At 72.4% G+C, this 15,699-nt stretch carries 12 protein-coding genes; 9 read left to right on the top strand and 3 right to left on the bottom strand.

Going from position 1 to position 15,699, the window contains the following annotated elements:
- Positions 1–4: 4 nt before the first annotated feature.
- Positions 5–1,297 carry a hypothetical protein gene (locus tag AB0I79_RS44380; protein ID WP_357886571.1) on the top strand — a complete coding sequence of 431 codons (1,293 nt, stop codon included), beginning with the start codon at positions 5–7 and terminating at the stop codon, positions 1,295–1,297.
- A gap of 2 nt (positions 1,298–1,299) precedes the next feature.
- On the opposite strand, the gene AB0I79_RS44375 is transcribed toward AB0I79_RS44380, so the two are convergent.
- Positions 1,300–2,220, bottom strand: a complete 921-nt coding sequence (locus AB0I79_RS44375) for a M23 family metallopeptidase (protein WP_357886568.1) — start codon at positions 2,218–2,220, stop codon at positions 1,300–1,302.
- A 130-nt stretch (positions 2,221–2,350) separates the two neighbouring features.
- Between AB0I79_RS44375 and AB0I79_RS44370 the strand changes: the two genes are divergently transcribed.
- The gene (locus AB0I79_RS44370; protein WP_357886564.1) at positions 2,351–3,412 is read left to right on the top strand and encodes a hypothetical protein; all 1,062 of its coding nucleotides are present in this window, start codon (positions 2,351–2,353) and stop codon (positions 3,410–3,412) included.
- A 16-nt stretch (positions 3,413–3,428) separates the two neighbouring features.
- Positions 3,429–4,205, top strand: coding sequence for a hypothetical protein (locus tag AB0I79_RS44365; RefSeq protein ID WP_357886561.1), 777 nt, complete (start codon positions 3,429–3,431; stop codon positions 4,203–4,205).
- Positions 4,206–4,283: 78 nt separating this feature from the next.
- On the opposite strand, the gene eccB is transcribed toward AB0I79_RS44365, so the two are convergent.
- Complete coding sequence (gene eccB / locus AB0I79_RS44360; RefSeq protein ID WP_357886558.1) at positions 4,284–5,693, bottom strand: type VII secretion protein EccB; 1,410 nt, start codon at positions 5,691–5,693, stop codon at positions 4,284–4,286.
- Positions 5,694–5,765: 72 nt separating this feature from the next.
- Positions 5,766–10,643 carry an FtsK/SpoIIIE domain-containing protein gene (locus AB0I79_RS44355; protein WP_357886555.1) on the bottom strand — a complete coding sequence of 1,626 codons (4,878 nt, stop codon included), beginning with the start codon at positions 10,641–10,643 and terminating at the stop codon, positions 5,766–5,768.
- 311 nt (positions 10,644–10,954) lie between these two features.
- Between AB0I79_RS44355 and AB0I79_RS44350 the strand changes: the two genes are divergently transcribed.
- Genes AB0I79_RS44350 through AB0I79_RS44325 form a run of 6 tightly spaced genes read left to right on the top strand, consistent with a single transcriptional unit; the run spans position 10,955 to position 15,676 of the window.
- Positions 10,955–11,626: a hypothetical protein gene (locus AB0I79_RS44350; RefSeq protein ID WP_357886552.1), complete on the top strand. Its 672-nt coding sequence runs from the start codon at positions 10,955–10,957 to the stop codon at positions 11,624–11,626.
- A 1-nt stretch (position 11,627) separates the two neighbouring features.
- Positions 11,628–12,344, top strand: coding sequence for a hypothetical protein (locus AB0I79_RS44345; protein ID WP_357886549.1), 717 nt, complete (start codon positions 11,628–11,630; stop codon positions 12,342–12,344).
- Positions 12,341–13,636, top strand: a complete 1,296-nt coding sequence (locus tag AB0I79_RS44340; protein WP_357886546.1) for an ATPase, T2SS/T4P/T4SS family — start codon at positions 12,341–12,343, stop codon at positions 13,634–13,636. Before AB0I79_RS44345 ends, AB0I79_RS44340 begins: the two co-directional genes overlap by 4 nt.
- Positions 13,637–13,641: 5 nt before the next feature.
- Positions 13,642–14,493, top strand: coding sequence for a type II secretion system F family protein (locus tag AB0I79_RS44335; protein WP_357886543.1), 852 nt, complete (start codon positions 13,642–13,644; stop codon positions 14,491–14,493).
- 23 nt (positions 14,494–14,516) lie between these two features.
- Entirely contained in the window at positions 14,517–15,440 is a 924-nt protein-coding gene (locus tag AB0I79_RS44330) for a type II secretion system protein (protein WP_357886540.1), read from the top strand.
- Entirely contained in the window at positions 15,437–15,676 is a 240-nt protein-coding gene (locus tag AB0I79_RS44325) for a hypothetical protein (protein WP_357886537.1), read from the top strand. Before AB0I79_RS44330 ends, AB0I79_RS44325 begins: the two co-directional genes overlap by 4 nt.
- Positions 15,677–15,699 lie beyond the last annotated feature (23 nt).

Genomic DNA, 15,699 nt, shown 5'->3' with positions numbered 1-15,699 from the left:
CGCCATGGCTGACCAGCCCGAGACACAGACCTTCACTCTCCGCTACGGCGACCAGCCGATCGACACGTCGGTGCGCGAGGCCGGGTTCATGGAGAGCATGTTCCGGGACACCATCGGTGAGATCCGGGACATGATCGACGCGACGGACCCGGCCGCGGTCCAGCTCGCGGGGCTGTACTACCAGGCCGCCGAGCCGCTGCTGAACGAGTTCGCCGCGGACCTCAAGACGAAGGCCGCCGAGCTGGCCGAGCACTACAGGGGGCCCGCGGCGTACCAGACGCAGCTCCAGCTCCGCAGCCTGCACGCCAGCGTGGTCGAGCTGGCCGCCAAGCTCGGCGCGATGGGCAGGTCGCTGAAGCCGTACGGCGACACGCTGCAGTGGGCGCAGGCCAACGTGGTCGAGAGCAGGGGCCGTGACTCCCGCTCCGACAACGACATCGACTGGGCCGACCAGGTCCCGTTCTACGGCATCAAGCGCAGCAGCGACCGGGCCACCCAGCACCTGCGGGAGGTCAACGAGCGGATCGCGCAGCACTACGAGACCCTGCCGGCGGACGTGCAGCAGGCGCTGCCGATCGTCGTCGATCCTGAGATGCCGGACTTCAACAACACCGGGTTGCGCGGGCCGCAGGTCGGGAGCCTGGGCAACGGGGACGTCCCTCCCTACCAGAACGCCTCGTTCGACCCCGGCTCGGTCCCCCGCGGCCCGTCCGCCGACGGCTCCTACCCGTCGGCTCCCGGGCAGTACCCCGGCAGCTACGGCAACGGCGGGCTGGACCCCGGCGCCGGCACGGGCGGCACAGGAGGCCTCGGCGGGCCGGGCGACAGCGACGCCTACGGCGGCGGCGACCCGTCCGCGCTCGCCAACGGCACCCTCGGCGCCACGCCGGGCGCGCCGTCCGTTCCTTCCGCGCCCTCCGCTCCCTCGGCGCCCTCGGCCGTCTCACCCCGCGACTACGACTCCACGAACCTGGCGAATTTCGACCCCTCGCAGGTGGGGGTGCCCAACGGCCCGAACAACACCACCGCGACCTATCCGGGCAACGGCCCGGGGATGTCCACCACCGTCAGCCCGAGCAACACGGCGATGAGCAACCCTGGCGCGAACGCGGCGGCGAACGCCGCCTCCGCGGCCGGACGGATGGGGCTCGGCAGCATGGGCATGCCGCTGCTGCACGCCCCCGTCTCCGCCCGCCGCAAGGGGGAGGAGTCGAGCGGGGAGAACACCTCGAACCTCTACGAGGACGACGACGTATGGGGTGGGCCCGAAGGCACCACCCCATCCACGCTGGTCTGAGCTCAGTCGCAGTGCTCGAGCGGGCTGTCGTACCTGGCGGAGCCGATGGCTCCGCCCCACTTCACGCAGGTCTTGCGGGCGGTGTCCTTCACCGGGCCCGCGTAGTACTGGTAGCTGCCGGAGTCGGTCTTGCGGGCCTTGCCCTGGACCTCCAGGTACGCCTGCACGGCCGCCTTGCCCGAGCCGCTGTTGCGCAGCGTCGTGACGCAGTTCTGGCCGGTGGCGGCCGAGTAGAGCAGCACCACCTTGCCCGCGGAGCCGAGGTTCTGCGAGTCGATCTGCTTGAAGCCGGAGCCGCAGATCTGCGTGGCCGAGTACGGGTTGCCGCTGCCGCCGCTGTTGTTGTTGCCGTTGCCGGTCTGCGTCTGCGTGCCGCCGCCGCCGCAGTTGCGCGAGGTCAGCGTCTGGTTCGGGTAGCGGTAGGTGGTGCCGTTGAACTTGGCAGGCACGATGCTGCCGGACGACGTGCGCTGCTCGTAGTGCAGGTGGGCGATCATGCCCTTGTACTTGGCGGACGACCTGCCCACCGTGCCGATCTTCTGGCCCTGGCGGACGCTGGCGCCCTTGGCGACCGAGCGGGCGTTCAGGTGGGCGTACAGGGTCACGGTGCCGTCCGAGTGCCGGATCTTGATGACGTTGCCGAAGCCGTCCGTCCTCCGGTACTCCGACATGATCACCGTGCCGGCGCCCGCTGCCACGACCGTCCTGCCGAGGTCGGCGTTGCCGTCGGTCGCGCTGCCGTTGAAGTCGATCTCGTAGCCCGCGGTGTGGGCGCGGCTCTTGCTGCTGCCCACCCAGGTCTCGCCACACGGGAACGGCAGCTGCAGCGTGGAGGCGGCCGTTGCGGCATCCGCCGTGCCCACGCCGGTGAGAGGCACTACGGCCAGGCCGCACGCGCCTGCTATCAGGGTCTTGATCCGCATGCGGAAAGGCTGCCATCCGGATCATACAGGCGTCTAGATCATTGGCCAACTGTTCACGCAAGAAGTTGATTTCTGTCGATATCGTAGCCAGGTCCGCACATAACGCGATTTATGGGCTGGGAGGGTGTGCATGGCCACCGACAACGGAGGCGCTCAGTACGCTGGTGGCTCGCTCGCGGGCGCCACGATCCAGTTCGAGGACGGCCGCATCAAGCAGGTCGGCCAGGATCTGGGCGCACAGGCGCCCAACATGAACGCCATCGCCCAGAACGTCGGCGGCATCCGCGTCGAGCCGCCCGCCTTCGGCGTCATCGGCATCGGCCTCAACTACGCCCACGACCAGCTCAAGGACAGCGCCCACAACACGCTCAAGACGGCCAGGGACGTCCTGTCGGACTACCGGACGGCGCTGGCCAAGCTCGAGGAGAACTACCAGAAGGCCGACAAGGACAACGACGGCATCATCAAGACCGACCCCTACGCGGGCCCCGGCACAGGCCCGGGCATCGACCCGGCCTCGCTCGGCGGCGGCATGCCGAAGACCGGCGACCTGCCGGGCGCGGGCGATCTGCCGTCCCCCAAGATCCCCAGCTCCGAGCTGCCCGACTCGAAGCTCCCGGACTCCAAGCTGCCCGACACCGACCTCCCGAAGACGGACGTCCCGACGCCGGACATGCCGGACACCAAGGTCCCGGACACCGACCTGCCGGACCCGAACGTGCCGAACCCGAACCTGCCGAACGCCAACCTGCCGGACCCGAACGCCACGCTGCCCACCACCCCCTCCATCGAGGACCAGCTCAACCACAACGTCCCCACCGTCCCGACCGTCCCCAACACCTCCCTGCCGACCGACCCCACCAAGACCGACCTGGCCAATTTCGACCCCTCGAAGCTGGGCACGATACCCACTCCCTCCGTTCCCAGCACCACCACGCTCGGTCCCGGCCTGTCCCCCGGCAGCCCCACGGGCGTCTCGCCCGGCAGCGTGCAGCAGGCCGCCGCGGCGGGCCCCGCCTCGGCGCGCGGCATGAACGGCATGGGCATGGCGGGCATGCCCTTCATGCCTCCCATGGGCGGCGCGGGCGGCGACCAGAACAACGAGCGCGACAAGCCCGACTACGTGCGCGGCGACGAGGCGGACTGGGTGGACGACATCGACATCGCCCCGCCCGTGATCGGCGAGGCCTGAGAGAGACAGGAAGAACATGGGCACAGGAAGCGACCGCGGGCAGTTCATCTACGCGGCCACGACGGCGACCGCCGCGGCCGCGATGTTGTACGAGTACCCGATGGCCAGGAACATCGCGCTGATGATCGGCACGATGGTGTCCAACCCGCACAGCATGACGCTGGCCGCCGAGCAGTGGAGCAATCCCGAGGGCGACGGCGACATGAACATCGAGTCCGTCAAGCAGGCGGTGCGCGCCCTGCGCGAGGAATGCCTCGAGCAGGAGTGGTGGAAGGGGCCCGCCTGCGACGCGTGCATCGCCTCGTTGGACATCCTGATCGAGCAACTGGACAAGGCGGGGCAGTATCACCTGGGCGTCGGCCAGGGCGTGGGAAGCCTCGCCAACGCCTACCACTGGGCCGCGGAGGTGGCGACGATCGTGGCCACCTCCATGCTGCTGCTCGCCGGCTGGAAGAAGCTCGTCCCCATCTTCGCTCCCTGGCCCGGGGTCCAGGCGGCCATGGCTCTGGCGATCTTCGTAGCGCTGACCCGCATGGGTATGGTGGTCAGGGGCCTGCTGGGCAAGCAGATGAAGTCCGTGGCGATGCTCACCGTCCTCGTGGGCGCCATCAACTTCATGTGCATGTCGCTGGGCCAGTTCATCGAGCAGAGCCGCCCCCGCCCGGACTTCGCGCCGGCCGCCCTGGAGTACGTCGGCAACGACGCCACCGGCGTGGGCACCCTGCAGCCCAAGAACGGCGGCATGCCGAGCATCCCCACCACCGGCATGGGCGGCATGAGCGCCTTCGTCTAGACCTGTTGTCCGGCACGCGGGGGGCCGCCCGGCCCCCCTGCGCGGTCACTGCGCGGTCACTGCGCGGTCACTGCGCGGTCACTGCGCGGTGACCTGCAGCGGCGAACGCGCCACCTGCGGGTCCAGCGCCGGCCCCTCGGGCAGCAGGTGGACGAGGTTGCCGGGGATCGGCGCCACGTCCTCCACGCCGTACCCCAGCTTGTTGATCTGGTCGCCCGACTGCAGCTGGTACCGCCTGCCCTGGTCGCTGATCAGGAAGTAGGTCTGGACGAACGCCTTCTGGCCGTCGCCCGGCAGCAGCCCGCCCAGCGCCGCCGAGCCCGCCGGCATCAGCACCTGGTCGAAGTGCTCCTGGTCGCCCCGCACGCTCGGCGCGGGGATGGCCATGGTGCCGCCGACCGTCACCTTCGCCCTGGCCGAGCCGTTCTGCGTGTCGGCGTACACGGAGCACAGCGGCGACGACGAGGACGCGACCGCCTTGGGCAGGCTGGTGGGCATGCCGCCCACGGTGAGGGTCCGGCCGCTGCTCGCGGCGTTGGCCGTGGCCGCGTCGAGCTCCAGCGGCATCGCCGCCTTCCCGCCGTACGCCCGCTTGAGCCCGGGCTCCTCCAGCAGCAGCGTGGCCTGCGTGACGTTGACGGTGGCCAGGCCGTCGGCGAGCAGCACGTACCAGCGGTCGGGGGCGCCGCCGACGCCCTTCACGGTGTAGACGCGCCCGATGGCGGCGGTGCGGCCGTCGGGGCCGCGCGTCTTCTTCCCGAGGCCCGGGATCCCGGGCGCCTTGAAGTCGGGGCCGGTCGGAACGGCGTTGATCCAGGCGGAGGGCACCCGCTTGGGGCGCGCGTCGAGCACCCGCACGCCGGCGTCGCCGGTCTTCATCCGCTGGTCGTTCCAGATCACCCAGTTCTCCTGGCCGTTCGTGACGACCATGGCGCCGGTGCCGATCGGCGTGCCGCCGACGGCACTGCCGCCCACGAGCGTCACGTACGGGACCGCCGTGCCCGTCGCGTCGGGCGCCTCGGTCACGCAGACGGACCACGGGCCCTTGACCAGCTTCTCCCTGGGTGGCAGCGAGTCGGGGGCGCCGGCGATGCCCACGAGCGGCCCGCGCGGGTACTTGGCGAGCGAGGCCGCGGTGACGTTCCTGACCTCGAAGTTGGTGGAGTCCAGCAGGAGCAGCGCGGAGACGTAGTTGGCGACCGGCAGCATCCGCTTCTGCTCCTGGCTGTAGACGTACTTGGCGCCGGTCTCCTCCTCCACGAGGAGCTGCCCGGCCGCCTCCAGGTTCGTCGCCGCGCCCGGCTTGAGCAGCCCCCAGATCCCGAACGCCGCCGTGACCAGCAGCGCGACGATGATCCCGCAGAACATGGCCACGTTGTGCCGCCGCATCGGGGACTCGGGCACGTCCGGCTCTGCCTGCAGCAGCGCCATCCCCAGGCGCTGCTGCATCAGCTTGTGCGCCTGGTAGAGGTCCTTCCGGGTCTGCATCTCTCTCCCCACGTGTCGCCGGCATCAGCATAGAACGCACACATAGGGGAGTTTCGGTCATCCGCCTGAATATCAGACGTTGTCCGGCAGAGCCGCCTGAACCTGGGTGATGGTGCCGGTCGTCACGAGGAGGCCGCGCCCGGACGGCCCCCCACCCGCGCCGCGCGGCAGGCGGATCGAGAACAGGTCGCCGTCGGTCTGCCCCTGCACGGCGAGCAGCACCCCGGTACGGGACTTGCGCGCCTCCGCCACGAACCCGCGGTAGGCCACGGCCAGATCGCCCGTCGCGCCCGCGATCAGCAGGCCGTGGTCCCCGTCGCGGCCCGTCCGGATCACCTCCTCCAGCGCCGTCCCCAGCGGCCCGTCGGGGTTCACCAGCTCGGCGTCGTCGACCAGCACCACGTAATGGTCATGCCCGGCCACCAGCTCCTGCAGGTTCGTGGCGTCGCCGTTCAGCACGGCCAGCGCGCCCTCCAGCTCGCGCAGCGGGCTGCGCCTGGGCGCGACGGCCACGACCGGCGTGCCCCGGGCGATCAGTGACCGGGCGGCCGTCATCAGCGCCGACGAGCGGCCCGAACGGGACGGCCCGGCGATCACCGCGCCCGGGCCCTGGGCCTGCAGGTCGATGCCGAGCGGCGCGAGCGCGTCCCCGCCCGCGCCGACCAGCGCCCACAGCGGCGACGGCGGCGCGAACTCCGGATCGAGGGCCAGCGTCTGCGCGGCGGTGATCCGCATCGGGAGCGCGTCCACCCGCAACGGCGGCGCCCCACCCCAGCGCCAGGAACCCCGGCTCGCTCCCAGGGCATGCGACGGACTGGGCCGCCTGGCCCCGCCGCCCCCCGCGGCATGGGCGGCAGCGCCCTCCGCCCCGGAGGCGAGGGTGGCGGCGCCCTTCGCTCCGGGGACGCGGATGGCGGCGTCCTCCGTTCCCGCCGCCGGATCGGCCGCGGCGGCGCGGGCCAGGGACTGGAGTGCCGCCACCTGCGCCGGTCCCGCCGGATCGGCGGCCAGCAGGGCGATGTGGTGCTCCACGATCCCGTGCTCGCCCATGGACAGTGCCCGCCCGGGCGGCATGGTGGCGGGCAGCCCCTTGAGCGGGAAGCCCGCCAGACCGTAGTCCGCGCTGTCGGACAGCCGCAGCAGCAGCCGGTCGTCGAAGACCGTCGAGACCTGCCCGAGCAACCCGGACCGGTCGCTGCTGACGACGGCCCTCAGCCCCACCGCGGGCCCTTCCCGCAGGAGCTGCAGCACCGCCTCGATCAGCCGCCCGTAGTCGTAGTTCTCGAAGGCCGCGACGAAGCCCTCCCAGCGGTCCAGCATGAACACCAGCCACGGCACCCGATGCCCCGCCTGCCGGTACTCGGCCAGCGACGCGTGCCCGGCCTCGGCCAGGAGCTGCTGCCGCCGGCCCACCTCCGCGCGCAGCCGGGTGAGCAGCCGCTCCACCCGATCGAGCTGGTCGCGGGTCACCACGGCGCCGCAGTGCGGCATGGCCACCAGTGGCAGCAGCGCGCCCGAGCCGCAGTCCACCGCGTGCAGGTGCACGTCCTCGGGGGAGGCGTGCGCGGCGATCGAGCCCGCGATGGTGCGCAGGGCCGTCGATCTCCCGCTGCGGGCCGCCCCGGCGATGAGCAGGTGACCCCCGTGGGCCACGTCGAGCGCCAGCGGGCTCCGGTCCTGCGCCCAGGGCCGGTCGGTGATCCCGAACGGCAGCGGCTCCACCTCGGCGAACCCGTCGCCGGACGCCGGGGCCTCGTCCGGAAGGTCGAGAACGAGGTGGGTGGGCAGGGGGTCCAGCCACGGGCTCGGCTGGGCGGGCACGCCGGCCAGCCTGGCGGCCTCGATGAGGGCGTCGGCGACGAGCGTGAGGTCCGTGGTCGTGGAGTCCTCCTCGTCCGGACGCGGAGGCGGCGGCAGCGGCTTGCCCAGCGCACGCCAGCCCACGTCGAGCACCCGCAAGCTCCCACCACCCAGATCGCCGCCCGCGTGGCCGCCGCCCGCCAGGCCACCGGCCGCGTAGCTGCCGCCCGCCAGGCCGCCGCCCGCCGAGCCGTTGCCGTGCGAGCCGCCGCCTGCGCCGCCGGGTGGTGCGGCCGGCCCGCCCGCTCCATGGCCGGCCGCCGTGGGGAGGACCGGGCTGCGGCCGCCGACCCTGGCCGTCTGCACGGCGACCGCCGCCCCCACCCCCGACCGCACGTAACACCGTCCAGGCGTGGACTTGGAGATGTGCGCCGCGTCAGGCAGGTCGATGACGTCGGCGGACTCGGCGGGCTCGGTCACCCGCAACGCGATCCGCAGCGACGTGTTCGCCTGGATGTCGGCCGTCACCACACCGGCGGGCCGCTGCGTGGCCAGGATCAGATGGATCCCCAGCGACCGCCCCCGCCGCGCGATGTCCACGAGCCCCGCCACGAAGTCCGGCAACTCGGCCACCAGCGCCGCGAACTCGTCGATGATCAGCACCAGCCGCGGCAGCCCCGGCCCGGTGTAGTCGTCGATGTCCTTGGCCCCGGCGGACGCCAGCAGCCGCTCCCGCCGCCGGATCTCGGCCGCCAGCGAGTCGAGGGCCCGCTGCGTCAGATGCCCGTCGAGGTCGCTGACCATGCCCACGGTGTGCGGCAGCCGTACGCACTCCTTGAAGGCCGCCCCGCCCTTGTAGTCGATCAGCACGAACGTGAGCTGGTCGGGCCGGTTGGCCACGGCCAGCGAGCAGATCATCGTCTGCAGCAGCTCCGACTTGCCCGCGCCGGTGGTGCCGGCGATCAGCCCGTGCGGGCCGTCGAGCCGGAGATCCACCGAGAACGGCCCGTCGGGCCCTACCCCGATCAGCGCCTCGGTGCTGCCCCGCTCGCCCCACCGGGCGGCCAGCTCCGCCCCGGACGGCACGGTCAGGCCCATCAGGTCGAGCAGGCGGGCCGCGTCGGGGAGGTTCCCGCCCGGATCGTCCCTGCTCACGTCGCGGATCGGGGCCAGCGCCCTGGCCAGGCGGTCGCACCAGGCGGGGGAGACGAGGTCGCCCAGGAGGGGGCCGATGACGTCGAGGCCGCCGCCGCGCAGGCGTACGAGGCCGTCGGCGCCGCACTCGGCCACGGTCTGGCACTCCTCGGGCAGCAGCCGCTGGTCCTCGTCGATGGCCAGCGTGAACACGCCGCAGCGCGGCCCCTGGCGCAGTACCTGCGGCATGTTCGGCAGGCCGCGCAGCACCTGGGCGCCGTCGAGGATCACCAGCACGTCGTAGGGGCGTACGTCATAGGAGGAGAAGGAGGGCTTCTCCGGCCCGCCGAGGTCGTCCCAGCCGGTGGGGACCTTGCCCAGCTCGGGGATGGTGGTGTTCTGGCGCTCGTCGATGAGGGCGGCCAGCTCCGCGACCCGGCGGGCGGCCGAGTCGGGGTCGGCGCCCACCAGCGCCACGCACTCCTCGCCGGCGCGCGGCGCGCAGTGCGGCAGCCAGCGCATCCAGCCCCACTGCCGCTCGGCGTCGGGGTGCGCGGACACGATCACGATGGCCAGGTCACGCGGGCTGTGCAGGGTGGCGGCCTGCGCGATCAGCCAGCTCGCCAGGCTCGCCGCGGCCGTACGGTGCCCTGTCACGCCCGCCACCCCCAGCCGCCGCATGGGCAGCGCGACCGGCACGGAGCGGCAGATCGGCGGGTCGATGCGCCCGCCCTGCTCCTCCGACAGCTCCAGGCCGGCGGGCAGGTCGGCGAGCCCGACCCGCAGCCGGAGCGAGTCGGCGTCGTGGATCCTGCGCTCCCACAGCCGCCTGCGCGGCCCGGTGGCGGTCAGCAGCACCCTGGCGGGGTCGGGCGCGTCGTCCCTGCGTGCCGCCTCGTCGGCCACGCGGGCGCGCTCCACGTCCTCGTCGTAGGCGCGCAGCTTCTCCTGATGCTCCTTGAGCGCCTTCTTGTGCTGCTTCTTGCCGTGGCGGCGGTCGCTCCACCACTGGCCGATCATGATGACCGGCGTCATGAGGGCGACGAGCAGGTAGAACGGCTGCTTGAGCGCGATCGCCAGGGTGACACCGAGCACGGCGGGCAGCAGGGCGGCCAGCAACTGCAGGCGCAGCCCCTCGTTCCTGGTCGGCTCCTTCGGCCGGACGAACGTGCGCCGCGGCTCGGGCCGCCGCAGCCTGGGCGGGCGGTTGTAGGCGACCCCGCCTTCCCCACGCGGCGCCAGGTGGGCGTCCCTCGGCTCGATCGAGGTCAGCACGAACACCGAGGACCCGCAGGTCAGCACGGCCTGGTCGGGCCACTCGACCGGCTCGGTGAGCGGCTGCCCGTCGAGCTCGGGCACCTCGCCGTAGCCGGCCGCGAGCTCGGCCCGCTCCCGTTCCGCCGTGCGCGCCGTGAGCTCGGCGACCTCCTCGGCCCAGCGCCCCTTGAGCTTGAGCTTGGGCGCGTCGGCGGGTGGCCGCCAGGCGCGCTCCACGGTGATCGCGTCCGGCATCACGCGTACGGTCACCGCCTCGGGGGCCAGAGCCGGATCGCCGGCCGCCACCGCGCACATGGGGTCGGAGCCGATGACGTGCACGCCCAGCCCCAGCCGGTGCACCGCCCCGGCGGCGGGACCGCCCACCACCCGCACCTCGGCGACCCCGCCGGGCTCCTCGACGACGGTGGCAGGGGCCAGGTGGGCCTCCAGCGTGACCTTGTCGCCGTCGCGCAGCACGGCGGTGACCGGGGCGAGCGGGTCGAGCGGGTGGCCGTCGCGCCACAGCGCGGGCGGCCCCATGGCGGACCGTTCCGGCCTGCGCGGGAGCGGCACGCGGGGGCTGTCGCCGGTCGCGGACATGCCGTAGGGCGCCCTGGCCTTGGGCAGCCGGACGACCTCCGCCAGCGGGCCCTGATCGCTGAGCTCCTCGCTGAGCCTTCCCACCGTGGCGCCGTCGTCGCCGTCGATCACGACGTCGCGGTCGCCCTGCCCGCCGATCACGGTGAGCATGATCCGCATGGTGCCGTCTCTCCTCGGTCGACTTCGGGCGCCAAGGTAGCGCCAGGAACGGGGCAGGGCGCGCCGGTTGACGGCAACGGCATGGAAGGACCGAAAGCATGTGACTTATGCGCCGGAAGTTAAAGAAGGTGCGGCTAACCGGATAATTGCCCATCCGTCAACGCGGTAGAAACAATAGGCATTGATTATTTCCGCTTGACATCATGTCACCTGCGAAACAAGCATGGGTCCGCCAATTCCGCCTCCGCCACTCGGGTGATCCCCACATAATGGCGTGAATTCCGCAATTCACCTTCGGGAGCCCCCCACCCATGAGGACCAGTGAAAAGCAGCCTGCCGCCAACGCGGCGGCGGGGTTGTCCGGGCCGGCCTCGCGCAAGCTCCCCGTCCCGCCCCGGGAACGCAAGCCGGCGCTGGCCGCGCTGGCCGTCCTGCTCATCCTGGGCGGCGCGCTGGCCACGACCCTGCTCGTGCTGAACAGCGGCGACCGCGTCTCCGCGATCCGCGTCACCCAGCAGGTCGGCGCGGGGCAGAAGTTCGGGCCGGAGGCGATCGAGGAAGTGAAGATCGCCGACACGGGTGTCGACTACGTCTCCTGGTCGCAGCGGCAGCAGGTGCTCGACAGCTTCGCGGCCGTCACCATCCTGCCCGGCACGCTGCTCACCAATCAGATGGGTGTGCGGGCCAGCAGCGAGCTGGGGCCGGGAAAGGCCACCGTCGGGCTGGCGCTCAAACCCGGTCAAATGCCCGCCGGTGTGCAGCAGGGTGACCGCGTACAGGTGATATTCGTGCCGAGCAGGGCGAGCGAGGGAGAAAGCCGGGTGCTCGCCGCGAACGCGCTCGTCTTCGCCTTGGGAGACAGATCGAGAACGGGAAATTCCGGCCAGATCACCGTGGTCGTCGAGGCACCGGCCGCGCCGGAGATCGTGGCTGCCGCCTCCAGCGGGCAGGTCGCGGTGGCCGAGCTCCCGGGGGCACGCTGACGTGGCGCTGATCGTACTGGCCGCCGACAAGGGCGCGCCCGGCGTGACCACCGCCGCCACGGCACTCGCCGCGGTCTGGCCCCGTCCCGTGCTGCTGGCCGAATGCGACCCGGCGGGCGGCGACCTCGCCTACCGGCTGCCCGCCGCGGGCGGCGGCGTGCTCAACCCCGGCAGGGGGCTGCTCACGCTGGGCGCCACCGCGCGGCGCGGGCTGGAGGCCGCGCAGATCCACCAGCACACCCAGAAGATCGTCGGCGGGCTCGACGTGCTGGTCGGGCTCACCCACGGCGAGCAGGCCGCCGGCCTCACCTGGCTGTGGGGCCCGCTCGGCAGGTCGCTGGCCGCCATCCCGAACGCCGACGTGATCGCCGACTGCGGACGCCTGGGCGCCCACCCACAGCTCGCCGACCTGATCGCCGAGTCCGAGCAGGTCGTGCTGCTCACCAGGGCCACCCTCGACCACGTGGCCCACCTGCGCGAGCGCCTCCAGATCACCAAGGCCCACGGCGTCGTCGTCATCGCCGACCCGCGCAACTACCGCGGCTCCATCGAGGACGTGCGCAGGATCGTCGGCCCGAGCGTGCAGTTCGTGCACGGCCTGGCCTACGACCCCAAGGGCGCCGAGCTGCTGCGCGGCCAGTGGGGCGGCCGGCTGGACCGCTCGCTGCTCATCCGTACGGCCAGGGACCTGGCGGCGAGGCTGGTGAGCCACCGATGATCGACCACTCGCTCGTCAAGCGCTTCCGCCAGGAGGTCGGCGACCGCCTGGCCCACCAGCGCCGGCTCGACCAGGCCAACGGCCTGCCCCCGATGACCGGGGAGGACGAGCGCCAGTTCGCCAGGGCGCTGATCTCCCAGGTGCTGGAGGAGCACGCGCGCAGCGAGATCGGCCTCGGCCGCACGCCACCCACCGTGGAGGAGGAAGAGGCCCTCGCGGCCGGCATCCACGCGGCGCTGTTCGGGGTGGGCCGGCTGCAGCCGCTGCTCGACGACGGCGAGGTCGAGAACATCGACATCAACGGCTGCGACAGGGTGTTCGTGAGCTACGCCGACGGCCAGGAGCTGATGCACGACCCGGTCGCCGAATCCGACGACGAGCTGATCGAGCTGATCCAGATCCTGGCGGCGTACTCGGGCCTGTCGAGCAGGCCGTTCGACACCGCCAACCCGCAGCTCGACCTGCGCCTGCCCGACGGCTCCCGGCTGTCCGCGGTCATGGACGTCACGGTCAGGCCGGCCGTGTCGATCCGCCGCGCCCGCCTGGGCAAGGTCTTCATGTCCGATCTCGTGGGCAACGGCACGATAAGTCAGGACATTGGGCGATTCCTCAGGGCGGCGGTCGCCGCCCGCAAGAACATCATGATCGCCGGGTCCACCAACGCGGGAAAGACCACCCTGCTGCGCGCCCTGGCCAACGAGATCCCGCCCAACGAGCGCCTCATCACCGTCGAACGCGCCCTCGAGCTCGGCCTCGACCAGTTCCCCGAGCTCCACCCCAACGTGGTCGCCTTCGAGCAGCGCCTGCCCAACTCCGAGGGCCAGGGCGAGATCTCCATGGCCGAGCTCGTCCGCCGCTCGCTGCGCATGAACCCCAGCCGCGTCATCGTCGGCGAGGTGCTCGGCGACGAGATCGTCACCATGCTCAACGCGATGACCCAGGGCAACGACGGCTCCCTGTCGACCATCCACGCCAACTCCAGCATGGAGGTCTTCAACCGCATCTCCACCTACGCCCTGCAGGCCAGCGAGCGGCTGCCCATCGACGCGACCCACATGCTCATCGCCGGCGCCATCGACTTCGTGGTCTTCATCGAGAAGCGCAACGACTACCACGTGGGCGGCCGGCTGCGCCGCTACGTTTCCAGCATCCGCGAGGTCAACGGCTGCGACGGCCGCGTGCTGTCCAGCGAGGTGTTCGTGCCGGGGCCCGACGGCGGTGGCGTCCCGCACGCCCCGATCTCCTGCCTGGAGGAACTCGCCGCCCACGGCTACACCCCCGGAGGCTGGTGAGAGGCATGCCGTTCACGATCGACCCGCTGGCGCTGCTGGCCGGCGCGACCGCAGGCGGCGGCCTGTTCCTGTTCGTCCTGTCCCTGTACGGCCTGCGCCCCCGCCCCACCCGGCCCAGGAGCGACCTGATCAAGGTGGTGACCACCCGCGGCGCCGTCGCGGCCGTGGCCGCCACCATGGTCCTGATCATCACCGGCTGGCCGGTCGTCGCGGTGGGCACGGTGCTGCTCGTGTTCGCCTGGCGCGGCCTGGCGGGCGGCGCGGCCGAGGAACGCGCCGCCATGCACCGCCTGGAAGGGCTGGCCGCCTGGACGGAGTCGCTGCGCGACACGATCGCCGGCGCCGCCGGCCTCGAACAGGCCATCCCCTCCTCCATCAGGGCCGCCGCGCCCACGCTCAGGCCGCACCTGCGCGCCCTGATCGACCGGCTGCACACCAGGATGGCGCTGCCGGACGCGCTGGCCCGCTTCGCCGACGAGCTCGACGACCCCTCGGCAGACCTCGTGGTCGCCGCCCTCATCCTCAACTCCAAGCTGCGCGGGCCCGGCCTGCGCGACGTGCTCGGCGCGCTGGCCGTCTCGGCCCGCGAGGAGCTCGACATGCGCCGCCGCGTCGAGGCCGAGCGCCGCTCGACCAGGCGCAGCGTGCAGATCGTGGTGATCACCGCGCTGGTCTTCGCCGGGATCCTCGTGCTGTTCAACCCCGACTACGTCAAGGAGTACGAGGGCTACCTCGGCCAGGCCGTGCTGGTCGTCGTGGCCGGGCTGTTCGGCGCGGGGTTCGCCTGGATGCGGCGGCTGGCCAGGTTCGACAAGCCCACGCGGCTGCTCATGGGAGGGGGCGGCGGCGATGGCTGACGCCCTGAGAGGAGGTGGCCGCGATGGTTGAGAGCGCGCTGGCGGGCGCGGCCCTCGGGCTCGGGCTGTTCGTGCTGCTGCGGGCGCTGTTCCCGGCCCGTCCCGGGCTGGTGGCGCGGCTGCTCGCGCTCGACGCCGTACGCGAGGACGCGGGCGCGCCCCGCATCCAGCTCCTCCTGCCCGACGAGGAGGTCAGCGCGTTCCGGCGCGGCCTCGGCGCCCGCCTGGCCCGCCTGTACGGCGCGCGCGGCTGGGAGGCCCGGTCGGCCAAGTCGGACCTGGCCCTGCTCGGCCGCTCGTTCGAGGCGTTCCTGGCCACCAAGGTGCTGCTCGCCGCCAGCGGCCTGCTGGCCTTCCCGCTGCTGCTGGCCTGGCTGGTGCTCATGGAGTGGGGCGTCTCCCTGGCCATCCCGTTCTGGACCGCCGTGCTCGTCGCCGTCGTCTTCTTCTTCCTGCCCGACCTCCAGGTCAAGCGGGACGCGGCGGCCAAGCGACGCGACTTCCGCCACGTCGTCGGCGCCTTCCTCGACCTCGTCTCCATGAACCTGGCCGGCGGCCGCGGCGTCCCCGAGGCCCTGATGATGGCCGTCTCGGTCAGCGGCGAGCAGCCCAACTGGGCGATGGGCCGCATCCGCGACGCCCTGAGCGGCGCCAGGATCGTCGGCATCACGCCGTGGCAGGCGCTCGGCCAGCTCGGCGAGGAGATCAACGTCGACGAGCTGCGCGACCTGTCCGCCGCGCTCGGCCTGGTGGCCGACGACGGCGCCAAAGTACGTGCCTCGCTCACGGCCAGGGCCGCCACGCTGCGCCGCCGTGAGCTGGCCGAGATCGAGGGCCGGGCGGGCGAGCGCTCCCAGTCGATGCTGGTGGCCCAGCTCCTGCTCTGCGCCGGTTTCGTGATCTTTCTCAGCTACCCCGCCGCGATGAAGATGTTGGGAGTCTCATGAACCACCCCTGGATCGTCTACCTGAACGCCTACCTGGGCGAGCGCGTCCGCCGCGCCCGCACCGCGCCCACGAGGGGCGCCTCCGCCGTCGAATGGGTGATCATCACCGCCATCATCGCCGGTGTCGCGCTCGGCCTGGCCACCTTGATCAGGACCCTGGTGGAGCAGCAGCAGGGCAACCTCGAACAGACCTTCGGCGGTGGCGGCGGCGACGGCGGTGGCGGCGGCCAGCCGTGAGAGCCCGGCCGCCCCGGGACGAG

The sequence above is a fragment of the Nonomuraea sp. NPDC050202 genome, assembly GCF_040656115.1.
GTDB lineage: Bacteria > Actinomycetota > Actinomycetes > Streptosporangiales > Streptosporangiaceae > Nonomuraea.
Note: the sequence above shows the minus strand (reverse complement) of the source record. Positions and strands in the feature narration are given on the sequence as shown.

Coding starts and splice junctions, on each gene's coding strand:
- AB0I79_RS44380 (WP_357886571.1), top strand. CDS start 5: ATGGCTGACCAGCCCGAGACACAGACCTTCACTCTCCGCTACGGCGAC.
- AB0I79_RS44375 (WP_357886568.1), bottom strand. CDS start 2,220: ATGCGGATCAAGACCCTGATAGCAGGCGCGTGCGGCCTGGCCGTAGTG.
- AB0I79_RS44370 (WP_357886564.1), top strand. CDS start 2,351: ATGGCCACCGACAACGGAGGCGCTCAGTACGCTGGTGGCTCGCTCGCG.
- AB0I79_RS44365 (WP_357886561.1), top strand. CDS start 3,429: ATGGGCACAGGAAGCGACCGCGGGCAGTTCATCTACGCGGCCACGACG.
- eccB (WP_357886558.1), bottom strand. CDS start 5,693: ATGCAGACCCGGAAGGACCTCTACCAGGCGCACAAGCTGATGCAGCAG.
- AB0I79_RS44355 (WP_357886555.1), bottom strand. CDS start 10,643: ATGCGGATCATGCTCACCGTGATCGGCGGGCAGGGCGACCGCGACGTC.
- AB0I79_RS44350 (WP_357886552.1), top strand. CDS start 10,955: ATGAGGACCAGTGAAAAGCAGCCTGCCGCCAACGCGGCGGCGGGGTTG.
- AB0I79_RS44340 (WP_357886546.1), top strand. CDS start 12,341: ATGATCGACCACTCGCTCGTCAAGCGCTTCCGCCAGGAGGTCGGCGAC.
- AB0I79_RS44335 (WP_357886543.1), top strand. CDS start 13,642: ATGCCGTTCACGATCGACCCGCTGGCGCTGCTGGCCGGCGCGACCGCA.
- AB0I79_RS44330 (WP_357886540.1), top strand. CDS start 14,517: ATGGTTGAGAGCGCGCTGGCGGGCGCGGCCCTCGGGCTCGGGCTGTTC.
- AB0I79_RS44325 (WP_357886537.1), top strand. CDS start 15,437: ATGAACCACCCCTGGATCGTCTACCTGAACGCCTACCTGGGCGAGCGC.